Source organism: Mycobacterium sp. 852002-10029_SCH5224772, assembly GCF_001667315.1.
Taxonomy (GTDB): domain Bacteria; phylum Actinomycetota; class Actinomycetes; order Mycobacteriales; family Mycobacteriaceae; genus Mycobacterium.
Window position 1 is genome coordinate 13,698 of sequence record NZ_LZHT01000122.1, and the last position, 24,445, is coordinate 38,142.

Below are 24,445 nucleotides of genomic sequence, written 5' to 3' on the forward strand. Positions count from 1 at the left end.
TGCACGATTGCCGGTCTACATGGCCAGCAAGTGCGCGAACGATCACGTAACGGACAATAATGGCTAGGTTTCACCTATGTAGGTTGGTCTCGACCGACTGATTAACTCCTCAATTCTGCCTATCGGATGCCTCAAGGAAGGTCGAGCGGGTTAATATCGCATTAGCAAATGCCCAGTCTATACCCCGATGGCGCGCCTCATAATAATAATTTGGTCAGCTTGAAAGTCTCCTTCGCAAGTGGCCATCGTGTAATGGCCGTATATCGCGTCAACCAGCGCCTTGATGAGGTCGACAAACGAGAGCTGGCTGTAGAAAGTCCAAATGTCGCAGCAAGAGCCTTTAACCACATAGATCCCGCGATCGACCAACCCGCTAGGGAAAAGGCAATCTAGACACTTTATCATGTCGGCGCTCGTGGTACTTCCGGTATCAAGAATGACATCGAAAGGACCGTATTGCGCGGCCACCGCTGTCAGTAATGTACTGTTTTGCTCCGAACCGAAGCGAACGTGAGTACCTTCTGGACCGCCGATTCTTACAAGCTTGGAGTTGATATCGACAACGGCGATGACCGAATCGGGGTGTAACCGTTGTTGCCAGATCGGTAACGAGTCGGCATAAAAGCTACCGATTTCTAATACGCGGATCGGCTTGGTTCGGTCGACTGTATATGGGTATAACGGCGAGTGGTCCGCGCGCTCGCGGCCTGCTAATGGATGATGATTTACTGGAGGCTTATCGCTGTTGGCCGGCCAGATGGACATTTCAGCTAGATCTGGCCCCGTCGCCTTCGATAGTCTCCGACGGCTGCGTCGACGATAGCGCCGAGCAACAGGCGAAAAGTTCAGGATGATTTTCACGACTGCCATTGTGTCACCCGGGGCATTCAACCGTATGCCAACCATGCGTCGACTTGCGGTGCTGCAGAAGCCATCACGGGCGGGTAAACGTCAGTCACCTCAAGCGCGGATTCCGGACGGCACTATGCGTTTGCCTCAGCAGCTAACCGATAGCCGCGGACCGCGACTGGGACGAATACTGCCAGCAGCGCGACAGCCCAGATAAGGGTTATCGCGAAAGGCCAGGCGAGTGGGCCCCCGTGGGCTAGAGACCTCATCGTCTCGATGGGCGGCGATATCGGTTGCATACGGATCAACGGCCGAACCCACTCTGGAAACAGGCCGATGGGAGTGGCACCCGGGTTGACGAATGCCATCGAAAAAGTGAGGCCCAGTATCCAAGTCATTGCTGTGCGGCCATTCTGGCGAACCGCCATCGCCATCACCATCGCAGTGAACCCGGTTACCGCGATCGACGGGATCATAATAAAAGCCAGGGCCGCGGGCCAGCCATGTGTGAAACGCAGCCCCATTGTGAGTCCGATCCCGGTAATCAAGACTGTCCCGATGAGCGCGCGCACGACCTCGGCGGTTACCCATCCGGTAAGCGGGCTGGCCCGGTGTATCGGTAGCACCCACATCCGGCTGAGCAGGCGCGATTGGCGGTCCATGGTAATGCCGACCGAGTTGCCCAAAGCACCGAAAAGGGCAGAAATTACCGCGCACATGGGCACTATGCCGTACACGCTCTCCACTCCGGTGACCGCGCGCACGCGCTCGCCCAGCACGATTTGGTAGGCGAAGAGGAGGAACACGGGTAGGAGCAGTGAGCCCATTAGGACCGCTTGGTCACGTCGCCATCGGAGTAGTAGCCGGCTAGCCTGCACCCAGCTTTGGGTAAGCAGGGAAGCTTGCAACTCAAGGCGATGCGCCACTAGCCGCGCCTCTGCATCCGCAGCGTGATCGAGCCGAAGATGAGCACCATGCCCGCGCACCAAATTAGGCTGGCGGCCAAGTTGGCCACCAGTAGCTTTCCGGTCGCGAGGCCACGCAGGGTTTCGGCGAACTGGGATACCGGTTGGTTACGGACGCACGGGCGCAGCCAGTCGGGAAATGTCTTTTCGGGGGCGAGCCCGGTGGACAGCATGAACAGCAACAGTTGGGGAACGAACAGGAGGTGGCTGGCCCCCTGGACACTTTTTGCGCGCGACCCCAGCGCATCGGCGCCGAGCGTCACGGCCAGGCATAGCAGTAGCGCGACAAATAGGAAAGCCACCGCATAGCCCAGTCCGCCGGTCATCCGGAAGCCGAAGGCGTAGCCGGCAACCATCGCCACCATGAGGGAGAGCAGCCCCCGCATTAGGGTTGCCGCCACACGTGCACTCACGGTGGCCGCCGCGGCGACTGGAAGCGTCCGGATCCGCTCGCCGAACCCAAACAGGTGGTCGCGTGCCGCGCGGTCCGCGGTGAGCAGCCCAACGACGATCATCGACTGGACCACCACTGCGGGCAACAGATACTGCGAATAGCTGATGCGTCCGGTGTCGATCAGACCGTGTAGCGCCACGCTGAAACCCACCAAATACGCTGCGGGGGAGAGGATTTCGAAGATCATCTCGCCATCGCGCGCCGCGGACTTTAGCGAACGCTCGATGAGGGCGGGCAGGGCGCTCATGACCGGGCGGCGGTCCGTTCGGTGAGGTGCAGGAAAGCTTCGTCGAGCGAGGGTTTGCGCAGCGAGATATCGGTGAGCTCGAGGCCGAGCGCGTCGACCCGGCGAAACACCTCGACCAACGTTGTCACCCCGTCCGGGGCGAACACCGACACCGAGCCCGTGTCGGTGTTGATATCGACTCCGTCGAGTCCGGCCATCGCCGCGGCAACCTGTGGCAGATCGGCAGGATTTGCCGGAGTCACCTGACAATAGCTGGTACCAACGGCGCGCTTGAGCTCCTCCGAGGTGCCGCTGGCGATCACCTGCCCGTGATCGATGACAACGATCGAGTCGCTCAGCACGTCGGCCTCTTCCAGGTACTGCGTGGTCAGCAACACGGTGATGCCCTGCGTGGTCAGCGAGCCGACGAGAGCCCATACGTCGCGGCGGCTGCGTGGATCCAACCCTGTGGTCGGCTCGTCGAGGAATAACACTTGTGGTGGTACCACTAGGGCGCTGGCCAGGTCGACGCGGCGGAACATGCCTCCGGAGTACGTCGACAGCCGCCGGTCGGCGGCGGCAACGAGGTCGAATTGTTCGAGCAGTTCGTCGGCACGCGCCTTTGCCTGTCGGCGGTTCAATCCGCGCAGCCTGCCGAACAACACCAGGTTCTCACGGCCCGTCAGCATGGGGTCCATGCCGGTGAACTGTCCGGCCATTCCGATGCTGGCCCGTACCTCGGCGGCCTGGCTTGCGATGTCATGCCCAGCAACGCTGGCGCGGCCTGAGCTGGGGCGGATCAGCGTCGACAAGATGTTGATCGTGGTCGTTTTGCCGGCGCCATTATGGCCGAGTAGCCCACACACCGTCCCGGCCGGAACCGAAAAGTCCACGCCATTCAGCGCAACCGTGTTTCGCCCGAATGTCTTTGTGAGGCCTTCAACCTCGATCGCCAATGGGCTCACGGTAGGAGTATTTCATGGTGCGCGCCGGCGTGTTGGCGGTATAGGTGGAAAGCGGTGTGCGGGATGGCGCGGGCCGTTCCTCGGGCATCACCCAAAACCGTTTGCAGCGGGGGAGTTCCGCATGTGCGGGGCAAAATCATTGGCGTCCAATCTTTCTCACCACATTCTTCGCGGAGGGCGTTTCGCGGAGGGCGTTGAGCGTCCCCCGTCAACCGTGCAATGAGAAACGCGAAATCCACCTAGACGGTTGACCGGGGGATCGGGATCTCCGCCGTCGGGGCGTCCGCGTCGTCGTCGTCGTGCAGGAGGGTGCGCACCGACGGGCGTGTGCCCACGGAGCGAAGCAGTAGGCTTGCTGGCCGCGGCCGAACCAACAGCGGCCACCAGAACCACCGCCCGAGCAGCGCCGCGATGGTGGGCGTCATGAACGAACGCACGATCAGGGTGTCGAACATCAATCCGAGGCCGATGGTGGTACCGACCTGACCGATGATGCGCAGATCGCTGACCACCATCGATGCCATGGTGAATGCGAACACCAGGCCTGCGTTCGTCACGACCTTGCCGGTGCCGCCCATCGCGCGAATGATGCCCGTATTGATGCCGGCGGCTATTTCCTCCTTCATGCGGGACACCAGCAGCAGGTTGTAGTCCGACCCGACAGCCAACAAGACGATGACCGACATGGGCAGCACCATCCAGTACAGCTCGATGCCGAAGATGTACTGCCAGATCAACACTGACAACCCGAACGAGGCGCCCAAGGAAAGCGTCACCGTGCCCACGATGACAAGGGCAGCCACAAAACTTCTGGTGATGATCAGCATGATGATGAAGATCAGGCACAACGCGCCGACGCCGGCGATCAAGAGGTCGTAGGTCGAACCGTCCCGGAAGTCCTTGAAGGTGGACGCGGTACCCGCGATGTTGATCTTCGCGGTTTCCAGGGGCGTGTTCTTGAGCGCTTCTTCCGCCGCCAGCCTGATCTTGTCGATGCGGGACACGCTTTCAGACGTCGCCGGGTCTCCGCGGTGCGAAATGATGAACCGAGCGGCCTTCCCGTCCGGTGACAAGAATTGGCTCATCGCTTTCTTGAAGTCCGCATTGTCGAAGATGTCCGGCGGCAGATAGAACGAGTCATCGTTCTTGGAGGCGTCGAACGCCTCGCCCATGGCAACGGCGTCTTTGTTGTTGCTGTCCATCTGGCCGATGATCCCGGACATGGTGCTGTGGTTCGTCAGCATCATGTTCCGCATATCCTCCGACATCGCAATCATCGGCGGGTATTGCTCGAGCAGCTGCGGCATCAGCTTGTCCATATTGTCGAGATCTTTGAGGAGATCCAGCAGTTTGTCGCTGAGCGTATCGATGCCGTCGAGCGTGTCGAATATGCTTCTGAGCGCAAAGCATACGGGGATGTCGTAGCAGTGTTTTTCCCAATAGAAATAGCTGCGCAGCGGCCGGTAGAAATCTTCAAAGTCGGACACATGGTCGCGTATGTCAGCAACGACTTCGGCCATTTCTTTGGTCTTGACGATGGTGTCATGCGTGATGTCGGTCATGCGCTTCTGCAATGAGTAGATGCGCTTCATGATCTCGATTTGCTTGGCCATCATGTCCGCCTGGACGAGCATGTCATCCATGCGCAACTGCATGTACTTGATGTCTTGACTCATCATCGCCTGCTGCATGCTGAGCAGGAACGGGATCGACGTGTGCTGGATCGGCGTTCCCTCCGGCCGCGTGATGCCCTGCACCCGCGAAATCCCGTGAACGCCGAAGATTGCCTTGGCAAGCCTGTGCAGCACCAGGAAATCCGCCGGATTCCGCATATCGTGATCGGCCTCGATCATCACGATTTCGGGCATCATTCGCGATTGATTGAAATGACGATCGGCGGCCGCGTACCCGACGTTGGCGGGAACGCTGTTGGGCATATAGAGCCGGTTGTTGTAGCTCGTCTTATAGCCGGGCAAAGTGGCCAGGCCGACTATGGCAATCGCTATCGTCGCGCACAGAATGGGCGCGGGCCAGCGGACGATCGCCGTACCGATCCGGCGCCAGCGGCCGAACCCGATCGTGCGCGTCGGGTCGAATAATCCGAAGCCACCGCCCACGGTCAGAACCGCCGGAACCAGGGTCAGGGCGATCACGACCGAAATCAGCATGCCCAAGGAGCAAGGCAGACCCATGGTTTGGAAGATGGGCATGCGGGTGAAGCTCAGGCACAACATGGCACCGGCGATCGTCAGCCCGGAACCCAAGACCACGGGAGCGACGCTGCGGTAGGTGGTGAAGAAGGCGGTTTCCCGGTCCTCGCCGGCCTGACGCGCCTCTTGATATCGGCCGAAGAAGAAGATCGCGTAGTCGGTTCCGGCGGCCATCGCCAGGGCCACCAGCAAGTTGACGGCGAACGTCGATAGGGCGATGAGGTTGTGATCGGCGATAAAGGCGATGACACCGCGCGCGGCGAACACTTCGACGCCCACCGTGAGCAACAACAGGATCACGGTGATAACCGAGCGGTACACCAACAGCAGCACGATGAAAATGATCAAGGCGCCGATCATGGTCATCTTCAGAATGGATCGGTCACCCGCGAGCTGCATATCGGAAAAAAGCGCTGCGGGGCCGGTGACATAGGCCTGAATTCCGGGAGGCGGTGGCGTCCGCGCGATAATGTCGCGGATCGCCGCCACTGATTCCTGACCCTGGGTAGTGCCCTGATTACCGGCCAGATTCAACTGCACATAGACGGCCTTGCCGTCGGGACTTTGCGCGCCCGCCGCGGTGAGGCGGTCTCCCCACAAATCCTGCACGTGCTCGATGTGCTTGGTGTCGGCTTTGAGCTCACGCACCAATTTGTCGTAGTAGGCGTGGGCCGAGTCTCCCAGTTGCTGCTGTCCTTCGAGCACCAGCATCGCGAAACTGTCCGAATCGGACTCTTTGAAGTCCCTGCCCATGCGCTGCATGGCCTGGACCGCCGGCGCGTCCTGAGGGGCCAGCGGCACCGAATGCTGCTGGCCCACGATCTCCAGTCGGGGGACACCGAAGGTCACCAGCAGGGTCAGCGCCACCCACCCGATGATGATGAGCGCCGCAAAGCGACGGATGATCCGGGCAACGCGTGGAGGCCGAACTGGTTGGGTCGTCATGCGGCCCCCAGCAGGCAGGCGGCGCTATTGCCCTGTCTCACAACGTTACCCACGGTTGCTGTTCCCATCCTGAAGTGGAAAGCCGCCACTTACTGCGACTGCTTCAGAAGCAACGAACGCACCACCGGACGAGGCCCCGTGGACCGCAGCATTGTGCTGGCGGGGCGGGGACGCACCAGCTGTGGCCACCAGAACCACCGTCCCAGCAGCGCGGCGACGGCCGGCGTCATGAACGCCCGCACGATCAACGTGTCGAACATCAGACCCAAGCCGATCGTCGTGCCCACCTGGCCGATGCTGCGCAGATCGCTGACCACCATCGAGGCCATGGTGAACGCGAACACCAGGCCGGCATTCGTCACGACCTTCCCGGTGCCGCCCATGGCGCGAATGATGCCCGTGTGGATGCCGGCGCCCAATTCCTCCTTCATGCGAGAGACCAGCAGCAGGTTGTAGTCGGAGCCCACCGCCAACAGCACGATCACCGAGGTGGACAGCACCGTCCAGTGCAATTGCATGCCGAGGAGGTACTGCCAGACCAATACGGACAGCCCGAAGGACGCGCCGAGTGACAGCAAAACCGTGCCGACGATCACCATGGCGGCAATGAAACTTCGCGTCATGATCAGCATGATGATGAAAATGAGGCAGAGCGCGGAGACGCCGGCAATCAAGAGGTCGAATTTGGATCCGTCCACCAGATCTTTGGTGATCGCCGCCGTGCCGGTCAGGTAGATCTTCGCGTTTTCGAGGGGAGTCCCCTTCAGCGACTCTTCGGCCGCCGTCTTGATCTGCTCCACCCGCGAGAGGCCCTCGGGTGTCGCCGGGTCGCCCCGTTGCGAGATGAGCAGACGGAAGTCCTTGCCATCCGGCGACATGAACACCTTCTCGACCCGCTTGAAGGCGTCGGAGCCGTTGATGATCCCCGGCGGAAGGTAGAAGGAATCGTCGTTTCTGGAGGCATCGAAAGCCTGCCCCATGATGCTCGGATCCTTGGCGCTCGAATCCATCTGGCCCATGACGCCGGACATGGTGCTGTGCATGGTCAGCATCATGGTGCGCATGCCCCCCATGGTTTCGATCATGGGCGGGATCTGCATGACCAGCTGGGGCAGGATCGTGTCGAGCTGATCGAGATTCTTGACCATTTCCTGCAGCTTGTCGCTGACCAAGTCAACGCCGTCGAGGGTGTCGAAGATGGATCGCAGGGAGAAGCAGATCGGAATGTCGTAGCAGTGCTTTTCCCAGTAGAAGTAACTGCGCAGGGGCCGGAAGAAATCCTCGAAATCCGAGATGTGGTCGCGCAAATCCGACGTGATGTCCTGCATTTCATGTGTCGTCTGGACCATGTGGTGCGTGGTGGAGACGAGCTCTTTCATCAGGTCCAACATGTGCTGCATGATGCCGATCATTTTTCCCAGCTCGTTGGCCTGGACGAGCATGTCGTTCATGCGGTCTTTTTGGAAAGCCATGTTCTGCATCTGGCTCGCCTGACTCATGCTGATGATCCACGGGATCGTGGTGTGCTGCAGGGGAACACCTTCGGGGCGGGTAACGGTCTGTACCGTGGCAATTCCCGGAACCCCTAGCACGGCCTTGGCGAGTTTGTTGATCACCAACATGTCGGTCGGATTGCGCAAATCATGATCGGTCTCGACCAACAGAATTTCGGGCATCTGCATTCGCTGGCCAGGAAAGTGCCGCGCCGCCGCCGCATACCCCACATTGGCCGGAATGCTTTGCGGAATGAATTTCTGGTCGTCATAGCTGGGGTGGTAATTCGGCAAGGCCAACAACCCGATCAGCGCCACGGCCAACGAGGCAACGAGAATGGGCGCCGGCCACCGGACGATGGCCGTACCGATCCGTCGCCACCTGCGGGCCGAGACCGCCCGCCGCGGCTCGAACAGGCCGAACCGCGCGCCGGCGGCCAGCAGCGCCGGTCCCAGCGTCAACGCCACCATCACCGCAACCGATATACCGACGGCACAGGGGATACCGAGCGGCTGGAAATAGGGAAGCCGGGTGAAACTGAGGCAGAGCACTGCGCCGGCGATGGTCAATCCGGAGGCCAAGACAACCTTCGCGACCCCGCTGTATGTGGTGTAGAAAGCTTGTTCCCGGCTTTCACCGGCCTGCCGCGCCTCTTGATAACGGCCGACAAAGAAAATGCCGTAGTCGGTACCCGTCGCGATGACCGCCGCGACCAATAGGTTGACGGCAAAAGTGGTAAGCCCGACCAGCCCGAGATGACCGATCAACGCGACCATTCCGCGCGCGATCTGCAATTCCAGGCCGACGATGAGCAACAAGAGAACGACCGTGACAATCGATCGATAAACGAACAGCAACGTCAGGAAGATCACGCACAGGCTGACCAGAGTAACCAGCATGACGGTTTTTGCACCGGCGATGTTCATATCCGCGACGATGGGCGCGGGACCGGTGACATAGACCTTGAGCCCGGGTGGTGGAGAAGCCTCCTGCACGATCTTCCGGATCGCCAGCACGGATTCGTCGCCCGCGGCCGCGCCCGCATTGCCGTTCAGATTCACCTGAACATACGCGGCCTTACCGTCTTGGCTTTGTGCGGCGCCGCGGGTCAGCGGATCGCCCCAGAAATCCTGGACGTGCTGCACATGCGCGTGGTCGGCCTCCAAAAGGCGAACCAAGCGGTCGTAATACTTGTGCGCGTCATCGCCGAGTTGCTGCTGGCCCTCCAGCAGGACCATCGCCAACGCGCCGGTATTGGTTTCCTTGAAATCCTCGCCCAGGCGCTCCATTGCCTTGAACGACGGCGCCCCCAGAGGGCTCAGCGATACCGCATGCTCGGCCGTGACCTTTTCCAACGACGGGACGGCGACGGTGATGAGCACGGCGATACCGAGCCAACCCAAAATAATGGGCACCGACAAGCGGTGGATGGTCCGCGCTACCCGTGATCGCGCGGCCGGCTGGGTCTCCAATGGCTGGTTACTCATGTGGCCGTCAACACGCAGTAGGTAAACGCGTTCAATTGATGCGAGATCCTCTCGGTTTTGACAACGCCGTCAACCACGATGCGGCAGCCGAGAGTATCGCTATTGCCCTGTGCCACAACATTTCCCACGATTGACGGCAACGTCGTCGAGATGTCGAACGACCATGGCAGCACAATTCCATTGATGTGGTTCGGCTCGCCATTGGCGTCAAAGTAGCTGATGTCGGCCGTCGTCCCCGCCGGCCCGAAGACTTCATACTTCACATGCTTGGGGTTGAACGGTTTGGTGTCTTGTTGCCTTGATTCGGCATAGGAAGGGCGATGCTCGGAACCGAACACACCGTGCAACCGCGAAACGGTCATACCCCCGGCAATGACCACGGCCACGATGACCAACGGGATCCACAGCCGCTTCAGAACACCGAAAGCCGCGGCTCCCGTTTGCGGACGACTCGTTTGACGGCCACTGTGCTGCGTGGGTTCGGGTGAAGATCGGCGAGCGAAGCCCAGGAAACCACGTCTCCGGCCAGACGGTTGGCTAATTTCTCGTCCTTCCGCGATGGTGTTGTCGGGCCGGGCCCGCACGTCGGATTCGACCACTGCACCCCCTTCAGCCGTCCGCACGCCGGGTCTTCGCCACCCGAACATGCAACTACAGACCGGTAGCAATGCGCCAGACTGCGGCGCCTCGAATTCGGTGCAAGGCACCGACCAGTCGTGTCTCCGTCACCTCATGCGAGCCCCGCCCCGGGGAGCGCGACCAGGTCTTGAAAGTAAACCACGCCCGTCGCTTCCGTATCAGTAGTTTGGGCAACGCGATACGGGATCGTAATGCCTATCGCGTGCGCAAACGCCGCTTTTGCGGACGTAGGAAGCCTCCCGTTGACTCCATCGTGGCCGCCCGACCACCTAAGCACAGCCGGGTGCGTGGTGTCATCGGCCGGGGTCACCCGAGGGCGCCGCGTCGGACGCCTGCCATGGGCCTCTGGGTGATTTTCGCCCCTCCGCGGGTTCGGCTAGGATGTGTGTCGACAAGCACAATAACTTCATCGGCCTGAAGGACGTGCCTGCCCCAATAGCGATATTTCGCAATCGACGCCATTGATGCAGGTCACTGCAGTGAATTAAGGGGCATCGGGGCCCCTCCGCACACCAATCACTCGATGGCGCCAAAAGCCTTCTAGGTCACACCAGGAACTTTGTTCAAACCACGGGCGAGCGCCCAGTAGCTCAACTATGGTTTGGACCTGTTCCACTCATGTCCACTATGTATCTGGAGAATTGTGAGCATCAATCCATTCGACGACGACAACGGCAGCTTTTTCGTCCTGGTGAACGACGAAGAGCAACACAGCTTGTGGCCGGCCTTCGCCGATGTTCCAGCGGGCTGGAAGGTGGTACACGGGGAAGCCGACCGAGCTGCGTGTTTGGAGTACATCGAGCAGCATTGGCCCGACATCAGGCCGAAGAGCCTGCGGGACAAGCTCGCAACGGGTCGGGGTTTTGACCAGTAACCAGCCGGGGTACGGGGCGGGTGGGTGGAGACTTGGGGGAGTCGATGGAGAGGGATGATCGGACGCTGCCACTAACACGCGGGCAGCTTGACATCTGGCTATCCCAAGAAGCCGGTTTCGCCGGCACCCAGTGGCAGCTCGGCCTCCTCGTCAAAATCGACGGCCCGGTCCGTCGCGACGCTTTTCAGCAGGCACTCACCCAAGCGGTCGGCGAAGCCGAACCCGGCAGGGTCTCGTTCTTCGAGGTCGACGGCCAGGTCGTCCAGAAGCCGATCGACTACCCCCACGTCGAGCTCGAGTTTCACGACCTGACGGGCGCGGCGGATCCGGTGCAGGAAGCCCGCGAGATGTCTTCCGCCATCCAGCGCACCCCGCTGCCGTTGAACGGCCAAATGTTCAAATTCGTGCTATTTCAAACTGGGCACGAGGAATTCTATTTGTTTGGGTGCTGCCACCACATTGCCATCGACGGCCTGGGCATGGCCTTGGTTTGCCGTCGGGTCGCGACCATTTATTCCGCAATGGTGGCGGGAAAGCCAATTCCCGACGCCTACTTCGGTTCGGCACAGGACTTGGTCGACCTCGAGTCCGGGTATGAGGCTTCCGAGGACTACGTCGAAGACCGGGCCTACTGGAGCGAACACCTCCCGCCGGAGAGTGGACCGGTCGATCAACTGCCCGACGCGGGCAGCGAGCGCGACCACTACTCGCCGTCCGCGTCAGTCCAGTTGGACCCCTCGGTGGCCAACCGGATCAAGGAGCTGTCTAAAAAGCTGGCCATCCGCCGGTTTTCGGTCACCACCGCCGCCTGCGCCCTTTTGGTGCGCGGCTGGTCGGGCAGCGGCTCGGAGGTGGCGCTGGACTTCCCGGTCAGCCGGCGAGTGCGTCCGGAGTCGAAAACCCTTCCCGCAATGCTGGCCGGCGTCGTGCCGCTGGTGCTGACGACCGAGCCGGAGTCGACGGTCGCCGATTTCTGCAGGCACGTGGACAAGCGGATTCGCGAACTACTGCAACATCAGCGCTTCCCGGTGCACACCCTCGAGGGCGACGGGTTGCGGCAGGCGCCGAACCGGGTCGGGATCAACTTCATCCCGTCGCGACTGACTCTGGACCTGGCCGGCTCTCGGGCGACGGCGTCATACACGAACCACGGCCCGGTCGGGCACTTCGGCTTGTTTTTCCTCGGCGCCGGTGACCAGCTCTTCCTCAGCACCGCGGGCCCGGGTCAACCGTTCGCGAGTTTCGGCGTCGCCGACCTGGCGGGCCGCCTGCAGCAGATTCTGGAGGCGATGACCGCCGACCCGGAACGGCCGCTGTCGTCGATCGATCTGCTCACCCCCGACGAGCCCGCGCTCATCGACCAGTGGAGCAACCGGCCGGCATTGGCCGAGCCCGCGCCCGCCCCGGTGTCGATTCCCGTCGCGTTCGCCGAACACGTGCAGCGCACCCCCGACGCGCTGGCGGTGACCTTCGGCGCCCACTCCCTGACGTACGCGGAGCTCGACGAGGCGTCCAACCGGCTGGGGCACCTGCTCGCCGACCACGGCGTGGGCCCGGGCGACTGTGTGGCAGTGATGTTCCCCCGGTGCGCGGACGCTATCGTCTCGATGCTGGCGGTGCTCAAGACCGGGGCGGCCTACGTGCCGATCGACCCTGCGCACGCGTCGTCGCGGATGGACTTCGTGCTCGAAGATGCCGCACCCAGCGCGGTGATCACCACGGCGGACCTGCGTTCGCGGCTGGACGACCATGATGTCCTCGTCGTCGATGTGCACGACCCCGCCATCGACACCCAGCCCAGCACCGCGCTGCCGAACCCGGCCCCCGAGAACGTCGCCTACATCATCTACACGTCCGGAACCACCGGCACGCCCAAAGGCGTTGCCATTCCTCATCTCAACGTCACCTGGCTGACCGAGTCGCTCGACGCCGCCTTGCCCCCCGGAAATGTGTGGACGCAAAGCCATTCCGCGGCCTTCGACTTCTCGGTGTGGGAGATCTTCGGCGCGTTGCTGCGGGGCAGGCGGCTCCTGGTGGTGCCCGAATCGGTGGCGTCCTCCCCGCAGGACTTCCACGACTTGCTGGTCGCGGAGAAAGTCAGCGTGCTGACCCAGACCCCGTCGGCGGTGGCGATGCTGCCGGCCGAGGGCCTGGAATCCACGGCGTTGGTGGTAGCCGGCGAGGCCTGCCCGACCGACGTCGTCGACCGGTGGGCGGCGCCCGGGCGGGTGATGATCGATGCCTACGGCCCGACCGAGACCACGGTCTGCGCGTCGATCAGCACGCCGCTGACGCCTGGCTCGCCGGTGGTGCCGATCGGGTCCCCGATCGCCGGGGCCGCGATGTTCGTGCTCGACAAGTGGCTGCAGCCGGTGCCCGCCGGTGTGGTCGGCGAGCTGTACCTGGCGGGTCGCGGCGTCGGACATGGCTACGTGCGCCGCGCCGGGCTGACGGCCTCGCGGTTTGTGGCCAACCCCTTTGGCGGCCCGGGCGCGCGGATGTACCGCACCGGCGACCTGGTGTGCTGGGGTCCCGACGGGCAACTGCAGTACCTGGGCCGCGCCGACGAGCAGGTCAAGATACGCGGCTACCGCATCGAACTCGGCGAGATCCAGGCGGTGTTGGCCGGCCTCGACGGGGTGGACCAGGCCGCGGTGATCGCCCGCGAGGACCGCCCCGGCGACAAGCGCCTGGTCGGCTACATCGCCGGGACCGCCGACCCCGCGGAGCTGCGCGCCCAGCTGGCCGCCAAGCTGCCGCCCTACATGGTGCCGACCGCGGTGATGGTGCTCGACGCCCTGCCGCTGACCGGCAACAACAAGCTCGACAAGCGCGCCCTGCCCTCGCCGGAATACACCGCGGGCGAGTACCGGGCCCCGGCCGACGCGATCGAGGAGATCCTGGCCGACATCTACGCCCAGGTGCTGGGGGTGGAGCGCGTCGGCGTCGACGACTCCTTCTTCGACCTGGGCGGCGACAGCATCCTGTCGATGCAGGTGGTGTCCCGGGCCCGAGCGGCCGGCGTGATCTGCCGTCCCCGGGATGTGTTCGTCGAGCAGACGGTGGCCCGCCTGGCGCGGGTGTCCGAGGTGGCGGTCGACGGCGAACTGGGCGCGGGCGACGAGGGGATCGGGCCGGTGGTGGCCACCCCGATCATGCGCTGGCTGCAGACCATTGACGGACCGATCGACGAGTTCAACCAGGCCATGGTGTTGGCGGCGCCCGCGGGCGTGAGCCCCGACGACGTGGCGGTGGTGCTGCAGGCCCTGCTGGATCGCCATCCCATGCTGCGGCTTCGCGTGCAGGACGACGGCGCCGGCGGCTGGTCGCTCGAGGCCCCCGAGGCGGGTTCGGTGCAGGCGAGCGACTGCCTGCGCACGGTCGACGCGCTCTCCGACGCGGATTTGGTCGAGGCCCGCTCGCGGCTCAACATCGCCGACGGAGTGATGCTGAGCGCGGTATGGGCAAGCGCGACAAGCCAATTGGCGTTGATCATCCACCACCTGGCCGTTGACGGTGTGTCGTGGCGGACCATGATCGAGGACCTCAACATCGCCTGGGCCCAGCATCACAACGCCCAACCGGTGGCGTTGCCGGCGCCCGGCACGTCGTTCGCCCGGTGGTCGTCGCTGCTGGCCGAGCACGCGAAGGATCCGGCGGTCCTCGAGCACGCCGACGCGTGGCGGCAGGTGGCCGCCACCCCGGCGGTGCTGCCGGCGGTCCAACCGGAGGACACATACGCCAACGCCGGGCAGTTGTCGGCGTCGCTGGATGTCGAGACCACCCGCCTGTTGTTGGGGGAGGTGCCGGCGGCGTTTCACGCCGGCGTGCAAGACATCCTGCTGATCGCGTTCGGGTTGGCGTTCACCGAATTCCTGGGTGAGGCGGCCCCGATCGGCATCGACATCGAAGGACACGGGCGCAACGAAGAGATCGCGTCGCGCGTGGATCTGTCCCGCACCGTGGGCTGGTTCACCACGAAATACCCTGCGGCACTGTCGATCACCGGCGGGCTGGACTGGTCGAAGGTGGCCGCCGGCGATGCCGCGCTGGGCGCGGTGATCAAGGACGCCAAGGAGCAACTGCGCGCCCTGCCCGACGGACTGACTTACGGGCTGCTGCGCTACCTGAACACCGAGGTCGACCTGCAGGGCTCGGACCCCGCGATCGGGTTCAACTACCTGGGCCGGCTGGCCGCGGGGGCCGACCTGTCCGAGGACTTGTGGCGCGTCAGCGAGGACAGCCTGACGTCGGCCGCGGTGGCGACGGCGGTGGCGATGCCGTTGGCGCACACGGTGGAACTCAACGCCGGCACCATGGACACCGAGGCCGGCCCGCTCCTGCACGCCAACTGGCGGTGGGCGACCTCGGCGCTGACCGACGAGCAAGTAAACCGGTTGAGCCAGTTGTGGTTTGAGGCCCTGGCCGGAATCTGCGCGCACGTACGCGGCGGTGGCGGCGGGTTGACCCCGTCCGACATTGCGCCGGTCCGATTGGACCAGCAGCAGATCGACGAGCTGTGCCGCCTGCACCAGATCGTCGACGTGCTGCCGCTGAGCCCGGTGCAGCAGGGGCTGTTGTTCCACACCAGCTTCGCGGCCGAACTCGAAGACCTCTACGCGGTGCAGCTCGGCATCACCGTGAGCGGCAGCCTGGACCAGCACCGGCTGCGCGAGGCCGTGCAGACCGCGGTCAACCGCCACCCCAACCTGGTGGCCCGCTTCGTCGACGAATTCGGCGAGCCGGTGCAGATCATCCCGGCCGAGCCGGTGATGGCTTGGCGCTACGTCGAATTGGACGCCGGTGAGGTCGATCAACAGCTCGAGCAGCTGGCCGCCGACGAGCGCACCGCCGTGTGCGACCTGGCCGGCCAACCCGCCTTCCGGGCCGCGTTGATCCGCATCGCCGACGACCGGCACCGGCTGCTGTTCACCATCCACCACATCGTGATCGACGGCTGGTCGCTGCCCGTCCTGCTGCGGGAGGTCTTCGCCGGCTATTACGGGCAGCGGCTGCCCGCGCCCCCGTCGTACCGCAGCTACCTGATGTGGCTGGCGGCTCAGGATCGCGCCGCCGCCCAGGCGGCCTGGGGCGAGGCGCTCGACGGGTTCGAAGCCCCCACGCTGGTGGCCCCGCCGGGCAAGATCGGGCGGCGCGCCGTTGCCGCCTATACGGTTTCGGCGGACACCACGCGGGCGCTCGGCGAGCTGGCCCGCTCCAGTCGCACCACCATCAGCACCGTGCTACAGGGTGCGTGGGCGCAGCTGCTGACGTGGCTGACCGGGCAGCACGACGTCGCCTTCGGCACCGCGGTGTCGGGCCGGCCCACCGAGTTGGCCGGCGCGGACGCCATGGTCGGGTTGCTGATCAACACCGTGCCGGTGCGCGCCGACATCGCCGCCGCGACCACGGTTACCGACCTGCTCGAGCAGCTGCAACGCTCCCACGCCGAAACCCTTGAGCATGAGCACTTGGCGCTGGGCGAGATTCACCGGCTCACCGGACACGACCAGCTGTTCGACACCCTCTTCCTGTACGAGAATTACCCGATCGACGCCGGCGCGCTGCTAGGCGTCCAGGAGCTGGCGGTCACCGAGTTCAGCAGCCGCGAATTCAACCACTACCCGCTGTCAGTGGTGGCCACGCCGGGCCACGAACTGAGCCTGCGCGTCGAATACGACACCGAGGTCTTCGACGCGGCCGCCATCGAAACGCTGATCGAGCGGTTGCGCCACGTGATGGCCGCCATGACCGCCGATCCCGCGCAACGGCTTTCGTCGATCGATCTGCTCGATCCTGCCGACCACGAACGACTCGACGAGTGGGGCAACCGGGCCGTGCTGGCCCGGCGGCCCACCGGGCAGGAGTCGATTCCGGCGTTGTTCGCCGCGCAGGTCGCCCGCGCCGCCGACGCGGCCGCGATCACCTGCGGCGAGCGTTCGTTCACCTACCGCGAGGTCGAAGAGTCGGCAAACCGGTTGGCGCACTTGCTTGTTGGGCAGGGCGCGGGCCCCGGCGAGCGGGTCGCCGTGGTGATCCCACGGTCGGCCGAAGCGGTGATCGCGATCTTCGCGGTGCTCAAGACCGGGGCCGCCTACGTGCCGATCGACCCCAGCGTCCCCGCGGCGCGCCTCGAGTTCGTCCTCGGCGATGCCGCGCCGATCGCGGCGGTGACCACCGCCGAGGTGCGACCGCAGTTGAACGGGTTCACCGGGCAGATCATCGACATCGACGACCCCGCGATCGGCAGCCAGCCCGCGACCGGGCTGCCGGTGCCGTCGCCGGACAACATCGCCTACATCATCTACACCTCGGGCACGACGGGAACGCCCAAGGGCGTGGCCATCCCGCACCGCAACGTCACGTTGCTGCTGGAGACACTCGATGCTCAGCTGGGGTTGGGCCAGGTGTGGACGCAATGTCACTCGCTGGCGTTCGACTTCTCGGTGTGGGAGGTATTCGGGTCGCTGCTGTACGGCGGGCGCCTGGTGGTGGTGCCCGACGCGGTGGTGCGCTCCGCGGAAGACTTGCACGCGTTGCTGGTTCGCGAACAGGTCAGCGTGCTCAGCCAGACCCCGTCGGCGTTCTATGCGCTGCAGAGTGCCGACGCGTTGGCGCCGGAGCTGGGTGAGCAGCTGAAGTTGCAGACGGTGGTGTTCGGTGGCGAGGCCTTGGAGCCGCACCGCTTGGCGACATGGCTACATCACCACCCCGGGTTGCCCCGCATGATCAACATGTACGGCATCACCGAGACCACGGTGCACGCCTCGTTCCGCGAAATCCTCGGCGGCGACCTCGACAGCAACGTCAGCCCCATCGGGGTGCCGCTGGCCAACCTCGGCTTCTTCGTGCTCGACGGCTGGCTGCGTCCGGTGCCCGTCGGGGTGGTGGGTGAGCTCTACGTCGCCGGCGGCGGACTGGCCACCGGCTATGTCGGCCGACCCGGGTTGTCGGCCACCCGATTCGTGGCCTGCCCGTACGGGGCCCCCGGGGCGCGCATGTATCGCACCGGCGACCTCGTCCGCTGGAGCGCCGACGGGCAGCTGCAGTACATGGGCCGCGCCGACGAGCAGGTCAAGATCCGCGGCTACCGCATCGAACTCGGCGAAATCCAGGCCGCCCTCGCCTCGCTCACCGGGGTCGAGCACGCCGCCGTGATCGCCCGCGAGGACCGCCCCGGCGACAAGCGCCTGGTCGGCTACGTGACCGGCACCGCCGACCCCGCCGAGGCGCGGGCCCAACTCAGCGAACGGCTGCCCGGCTACATGGTGCCCTCGGCGGTGGTGGTGCTCGAGACGCTGCCGTTGACCGTCAACGGCAAGCTCGACACCCGCGCCCTGCCGGCACCGGAATACCAAGACGTCGACCGGTACCGCGCACCGGCGAGCGCCATCGAGGAAATCCTGGCCGGCATCTACGCCCAGGTGCTGGGCGTCGAGCGCGTCGGCGTCGACGACTCCTTCTTCGATCTCGGCGGCGACAGCATCCTGTCGATGCAGGTGGTGGCCCGCGCCAGGGCCGCCGGCGTCGTGTGCCGCCCGCGGGACGTCTTCACCGAGCAGACCGTCGCCCGCCTGGCGCGGGTCGCCACGATCGCCAGCCCCGAGGACGACGTGGTCGACGAGGGGACCGGCCCGGTGGTGGCCACCCCGATCATGCGCTGGCTGCAGGACATGGACGGCCCCGTCGAGCAGTTCAACCAGACCATGGTGCTGGCGGCGCCCGCCGACGTCACCGCCGACGACGTGGCGGTGGTGCTGCAGGCGTTGCTGGACCGGCACGCGATGCTGCGCGTGCGCGTCGAGGACGACGGCGTGGGCGGGTGGTCGTTCGAGGTACCCGAGGCGGGCTCGGTGCAGGCCGGCGACTGCCTGGAGACGGTCGAGGTGTTGTCCGGGGCGGAGCTGGTCGAGGCCCGGTCGCGGCTGAACCTGGCCGACGGCCTGGTGCTCAGCGCGGTATGGGCAAGTGCCACAAACCAATTGGCGTTGATCATTCACCACCTGGCCATCGACGGCGTGTCGTGGCGGACCGTGATCGAGGACCTCAACATCGCCTGGGCGCAGCATCACAGCGGCCAGCCGGTGGCATTGCCGGTGGGCGGCACCTCGTTCGCCCGGTGGTCGTCGCTGCTGGACGAGCACGCGCGCCGCCCCGAGGTGGTCGAACGGGCCGAACAGTGGCGGCAGGTGGCCGCGACCCCGGCGGTGCTGCCGGCCGCGCAGCCCGAGGACACCTACGCCAACGCCGGGCAACTGTCGGCGTCGCTGGACGTCGAGACGACACGCCTGCTGCTCGGTGAGGTGCCCGCGGCGTTTCACGCTGGGGTGCAAGACATTTTGCTGATCGCCTTCGGGTTGGCCTGGACGCAGTTCGTGGGCACCGGCGCGCCGATCGCCATCGACGTGGAAGGTCACGGGCGCCAGGAGGAGCTGGGCCCGCAGGTGGACCTGTCGCGCACGGTGGGCTGGTTCACCGCCAAATACCCGGTGGCGCTGCGCGTCGGGGGCCTGTCCTGGGGCCAGGTGATCGGTGGCGACGCGGCGCTGGGCCCGGTCATCAAGGACGCCAAGGAGCAACTGCGCGCCCTGCCCGACGGCCTCAGCTACGGGCTGCTGCGTTACCTGAATCCTGATGTGGACCTTGGCAATTCGGATCCCGCCATCAGCTTCAACTACCTGGGCCGCCTCGGCGGCGGGGCCGCCGACCTCTCGCCCGACCTGTGGCAGCTGAGCGAGGACAGCTTCGCGCTGGCCGGTGCGGCCGGGGCGCTGACCCTGCCGTTGCCGCACACCGTGGAGCTCAACGCCGGCACCATGGACACCGCCGACGGCCCGCACCTGCAGGCCAACTGGACGTGGGCGCCCTCGGCGCTGGACGAAAAGCAAATCGGCAAGCTCAGCGAACTATGGTTCGACGCCCTGGCCGGCATCTGCGCGCACGTGCAGGCCGGTGGCGGCGGGTTGACCCCGTCCGACCTCGCCCCCGCCCGGCTGACCCAGCGGGACATCGACGAACTGCAGCAGCAGCACCGCGTCGCCGACGTGCTGCCGCTGACGCCGCTGCAGCAGGGGCTGCTGTTCCACACCGGCACCGCACAGGGCGGTGACGACCTCTACGCCGTGCAGCTCGACATCTCGGTGGCCGGCGCCATCGACCCGGAGCGGCTGCGCGAGGCGGTGCAGACCGTCATCACCCGCCACCCCAACGTGGTGGCCCGCTTCAGCGAGGACTTCGGCGAGCCGGTGCAGGTTCTCTCGGCCGACCCGGAGCTGGCCTGGCAGTACGTCGAGCTGGACGCCGGCGGCGGCGTCGACCAACACGACGACCAGATCGAGCAGCTCTCGGCCGCCGAACGCGTCGCCGTCTGCGACCTGGCGGGCAAGCCGCCGTTCCGGGGCGCGCTGATCCGCACCGGGGACGACACCTACCGGTTCGTGCTGACCAACCACCACATCGTGCTCGACGGCTGGTCCAAGCCGGTCCTGCTGCAGGAGATCTTCGCCAGCTACTTCGGGGTGCGGCTACCCGCGCCGGTGCCCTACCGCAGCTTCATCACCTGGCTGTCCGAGCAGGACCGCGCCGCCGCCCAGGCGGCATGGCGCGAGGTGCTCGCCGGTTTCGACACCCCCACGCTGGTGGGGCCGTCGGGGCGGATGGGGCTCGGTCCGCGCGGCGTCGCCGAGTTCGGAGTCTCCGCGGAGACCAGCCGCCTGCTCGGCGAACTGGCCCGCTCGTGCCGCACGACCGTCAGCACCGTGCTGCAGGCGGCCTGGGCGCAGCTGCTGATGTGGCTGACCGGCCAGCATGATGTGGTCTTCGGCACTGCGGTTTCGGGCCGGCCGACCGATTTGGCCGGGTCCGAGTCCATGGTCGGCCTGCTGATCAACACCGTTCCGGTGCGCGCGACCATCGGCGCCGAAACCACCATCGCCGACCTGCTTGACCAGCTACAAAGCACCTACACCAGCACCCTGGACCACCAGCACCTGGCACTGAATGAAATCCATCGTGTAACGGGACACGACCAAATTTTCGACACAATGTTCGTGTACGAGAACTATCCCCTCGATACTGCCGCGCTATCGGCCGTGGACGAGTTAACTATTAGTGGATTCACGAATCGGGAATACAACCACTACCCGCTTTCGGTACAAGCCGTGCCGGGCCATGAAATTGGCCTTCGCGTCGAGTTCGACACCGACGTGTTCGGCGAGGCGAGGATCGAGAAGCTGGTCGAGCGTTTCAAGCGGGTGCTGGAAGCCATGACCGTGGACTTGGAGGAGCAGTCATGACCGTCGGTGCGGGACGGCGATTGTTATCGATCGATCTACTGGATGGCGGCGAGCACGACCGACTCGACGAGTGGGGTAACCGCGCGATATTGACCAAGCCGGTGAAAACCGCGACGTCCATCCCCGGAATGTTCGCCACGCAGGTGGCGCGCGCCCCCGAGGCGGTGGCGCTGAGTTTCGAGGGTCGCTCGATCACGTACCTGGAGCTCGACGAGGCCGCCAACCGGCTGGCTCACCTGCTGGCCGATCAGGGCGCGGGCCCGGGCGAGTGCGTGGCGCTGCTGTTTTCCCGCTCGGCCGAGGCCATCGTCTCGATCCTCGCGGTATTGAAGACCGGCGCCGCCTACCTGCCGATCGACCCGGCGCTGCCGGCCGCGCGGATGGAGTTCATGCTCGGCGACGCGACGCCGATCGCCGCGGTCACCACGGCCGGCCTGCGCGGCCGGCTGGAGGGGTTCGACCTGCCCGTCATCGACGTCGACGAGGCCGCGGCCGACAGCCAGCCCAGCAGCGCGCTGCCCGGGCCGGCCCCCGAGGACATCGCCTACATGATCTACACCTCGGGGACCACGGGCGTCCCCAAGGGCGTGGCGGTCACGCACCGCAACGTGACCGAATTCCTGAAGACCCTGCACGCCAAACTGCCGTCGGGCTCGGGGCAGGTGTGGTCGCAGTGGCACTCGCTGGTGTTCGATGTCTCGGTGTGGGAGATCTGGGGCGCGCTGCTGCACGGCGGGCGCCTGGTGGTGGTCCCCGAATCGGTCGCCGGCTCGCCCGACGAGCTGCACGCCCTGCTGGTCGCCGAGAAGGTCAACGTCCTGAGCCAGACCCCGTCCGCCGTGGGGATGCTCTCACCCGAGGGCCTGGAGTCGACGGCGCTGGTGGTGGCCGGCGAGGCCTGCCCGGCCGAGGTCGTCGACCGCTGGGCGCCCGGACGGGTGATGATCAACGCCTACGGCCCGACCGAAGCCACCGTGTACGCCGCGATGAGCGCGCCGCTGGCGGGCGACTCCGGCGCGCCCCCGATCGGATCGCCGGTCCCGGGCGCGGCGCTGTTCGTCCTGGACAAGTGGCTGCGGCCCGCGCCCGAGGGCGTGGTCGGTGAGTTGTACGTGGCCGGCCGCGGTGTGGCCACCGGGTATGCGCGCCGGGCCAGTCTGACCGCGTCGCGGTTCGTGGCCTGCCCGTTCGGCGGCCCCGGCGCTCGGATGTACCGCACCGGCGACCTGGTGCGCTGGGGCACCGACGGCCAGCTGCAATACCTGGGCCGCGCCGACGAGCAGGTCAAGATCCGCGGCTACCGCATCGAACTCGGCGAGATCCAGTCGGCGCTCGCCGCGCTGGACGGCGTCGACCAGGCCGCCGTGATCGCCCGCGAGGACCGCCCCGGCGACAAGCGCCTCGTCGGCTACATCACCGGCACCGCCGACCCGGCCGAACTGCGCACCCAGCTGGGCCAGCGGCTGCCCGCCTACATGGTCCCCGCCGCGGTGGTGGTGCTCGAGACGCTGCCGCTGACGGTCAACGGCAAGCTCGACAAGCGCGCCCTGCCCGCGCCGGAGTACCACAAGCGCGCCGGCGAGTACCGCGCCCCGTCCGACCACACCGAGGAGATCCTGGCCGGCATCTACGCCCAGGTACTCGGCGTGGAGCGCGTCGGGGTGGACGACTCCTTCTTCGACCTGGGCGGGGACAGCATCCTGTCGATGCAGGTGGTGGCCCGCGCCCGCGCCGCCGGCGTGATGTGCCGCCCCCGCGACGTGTTCGTCGAGCAGACGGTGGCCCGGCTGGCCCGCGTGGCCACCGACCGCGACGACGAGGAGGACGTGGTCGACGAGGGGATCGGGCCGGTGGTGGCGACCCCGATCATGCGGTGGCTGCAGACCATTGACGGACCGATCGACGACTTCAACCAGACCATGGTGCTGGCGGCCCCCGCGGGCGTCACCGCCGACGAGGTCGTGGTCGTGCTCCAGGCCCTGCTGGACCGCCACCCCATGCTGCGGTTGCGCGTCGAAGACGACGGCGCCGGCGGCTGGAACCTGCAGGCGCCCGACCCGGGCTGCGTGCAGGCCGCCGACTGCCTGCAATCCGTCGACACCCTGACCGATGCCACGCTGGTCGAGGCGCGCTCCCGGCTGAACCCGGGCGCCGGGGTGATGGTGAGCGCCGTATGGGCAAGCGAGACAAGCCAATTGGCGTTGATCATCCACCACGTGGCCGTCGACGGTGTGTCCTGGCGGACCCTGATCGAGGACCTCAACATCGCCTGGGCGCAGCACCACAACGGCCAGCCAGTGGCACTGCCGGTGGGCGGCACCTCGTTCGCCCGATGGTCGTCGCTGCTCGCCGACCACGCGCAGAGCCCGACCGTCCTCGAGCAGGCCGACGCCTGGCGCGAGGTCGTGTCCACCCCGGCCGTGCTGCCGGCGGTGCAACCCGACGTGGACACCTACCAGACGGCCGAGCAGTTGTCGGCGTCGCTGGATGTCGAGACCACCCGCCTGCTGCTGGGTGAGGTGCCCGCGGCCTTCCACGCCGGCGTGCAGGACATCCTGCTGATCGCGTTCGCGATGGCCTGGACGAAGTTCGTCGGCAGCGGCACACCGATCGGCATCGACGTCGAGGGTCACGGACGCCAGGAAGAGCTGGGGCCGCGCGTCGACCTGTCGCGCACCGTGGGCTGGTTCACCACCAAGTACCCGGTGTCGCTGAGGATCGACGGGCTGGACTGGGCGAGCGTGGTGGACGGTGACGACGCGCTGGGCACGGCCGTCAAGTCCACCAAGGAACAGCTACGCGCCCTGCCGGACGGACTGACCTACGGCCTGCTGCGCTACCTGAACCCCGACGTCGATCTGGGTGGATCCGACCCGGTGATCGGCTTCAACTACCTCGGACGGCTCGGCGCGGCCGCGGACCTGCCCGGCGAACTGTGGCGGCTGAGCCCCGACAGCATGTCGCTGAGCGGTGCGGCAGCGGCGGTGGCGATGCCGCTCATGCACACCGTCGACCTCAACGCCGGCACCATGGACACCGAGG

Annotated in this window: 10 protein-coding genes; 3 read left to right on the forward strand and 7 right to left on the reverse strand. The window is 65.6% G+C overall.

The window, feature by feature from the left end; all coding sequences use genetic code 11:
* Positions 1 to 177: 177 nt before the first annotated feature.
* From A5775_RS25575 to A5775_RS21640, 7 genes are all read right to left on the reverse strand, one after another.
* Positions 178 to 861 carry a hypothetical protein gene (locus tag A5775_RS25575; protein WP_156660806.1) on the reverse strand — a complete coding sequence of 228 codons (684 nt, stop codon included), beginning with the start codon at positions 859 to 861 and terminating at the stop codon, positions 178 to 180.
* Between the two features lie 122 nt (positions 862 to 983).
* On the reverse strand, positions 984 to 1,775 hold the full coding sequence (locus tag A5775_RS21615) for an ABC transporter permease (protein ID WP_082953120.1): 792 nt from the start codon (positions 1,773 to 1,775) through the stop codon (positions 984 to 986).
* Positions 1,775 to 2,515, reverse strand: coding sequence for an ABC transporter permease (locus A5775_RS21620; RefSeq protein WP_067256910.1), 741 nt, complete (start codon positions 2,513 to 2,515; stop codon positions 1,775 to 1,777). Before A5775_RS21620 ends, A5775_RS21615 begins: the two co-directional genes overlap by 1 nt.
* A complete protein-coding gene (locus A5775_RS21625) occupies positions 2,512 to 3,459 on the reverse strand; it encodes a daunorubicin/doxorubicin resistance ABC transporter ATP-binding protein DrrA (protein WP_067256913.1) in 948 nt (315 codons plus the stop codon). The genes A5775_RS21620 and A5775_RS21625 overlap by 4 nt, the downstream gene beginning before the upstream one ends.
* Positions 3,460 to 3,698: 239 nt before the next feature.
* Positions 3,699 to 6,614, reverse strand: coding sequence for an RND family transporter (locus A5775_RS21630; RefSeq protein ID WP_067256915.1), 2,916 nt, complete (start codon positions 6,612 to 6,614; stop codon positions 3,699 to 3,701).
* Positions 6,615 to 6,703: 89 nt separating this feature from the next.
* On the reverse strand, positions 6,704 to 9,595 hold the full coding sequence (locus A5775_RS21635; RefSeq protein WP_067256918.1) for an RND family transporter: 2,892 nt from the start codon (positions 9,593 to 9,595) through the stop codon (positions 6,704 to 6,706).
* Positions 9,592 to 10,011, reverse strand: coding sequence for an MmpS family protein (locus A5775_RS21640; RefSeq protein WP_067256930.1), 420 nt, complete (start codon positions 10,009 to 10,011; stop codon positions 9,592 to 9,594). Before A5775_RS21640 ends, A5775_RS21635 begins: the two co-directional genes overlap by 4 nt.
* Before the next feature lie 866 nt (positions 10,012 to 10,877).
* Here A5775_RS21640 and A5775_RS21645 point away from each other — a divergent pair.
* The 3 genes from A5775_RS21645 to A5775_RS21655 all read left to right on the forward strand — a co-directional run.
* The gene (locus A5775_RS21645; RefSeq protein WP_067256921.1) at positions 10,878 to 11,108 is read left to right on the forward strand and encodes an MbtH family protein; all 231 of its coding nucleotides are present in this window, start codon (positions 10,878 to 10,880) and stop codon (positions 11,106 to 11,108) included.
* A gap of 44 nt (positions 11,109 to 11,152) precedes the next feature.
* On the forward strand, positions 11,153 to 21,403 hold the full coding sequence (locus tag A5775_RS21650; protein ID WP_067256933.1) for a non-ribosomal peptide synthetase: 10,251 nt from the start codon (positions 11,153 to 11,155) through the stop codon (positions 21,401 to 21,403).
* Between the two features lie 20 nt (positions 21,404 to 21,423).
* Positions 21,424 to 24,445 (forward strand): amino acid adenylation domain-containing protein (locus A5775_RS21655; protein ID WP_369827901.1); only part of this gene is annotated, 3,022 nt, incomplete at its 3' end.

What these genes read in the sequence shown, in the direction of transcription:
- A5775_RS21650 (WP_067256933.1), top strand. Translation starts at nt 11,153, where the DNA reads ATGGAGAGGGATGATCGGACGCTGCCACTAACACGCGGGCAGCTTGAC.
- A5775_RS21635 (WP_067256918.1), bottom strand. Translation starts at nt 9,595, where the DNA reads ATGAGTAACCAGCCATTGGAGACCCAGCCGGCCGCGCGATCACGGGTA.
- A5775_RS21630 (WP_067256915.1), bottom strand. Translation starts at nt 6,614, where the DNA reads ATGACGACCCAACCAGTTCGGCCTCCACGCGTTGCCCGGATCATCCGT.
- A5775_RS21620 (WP_067256910.1), bottom strand. Translation starts at nt 2,515, where the DNA reads ATGAGCGCCCTGCCCGCCCTCATCGAGCGTTCGCTAAAGTCCGCGGCG.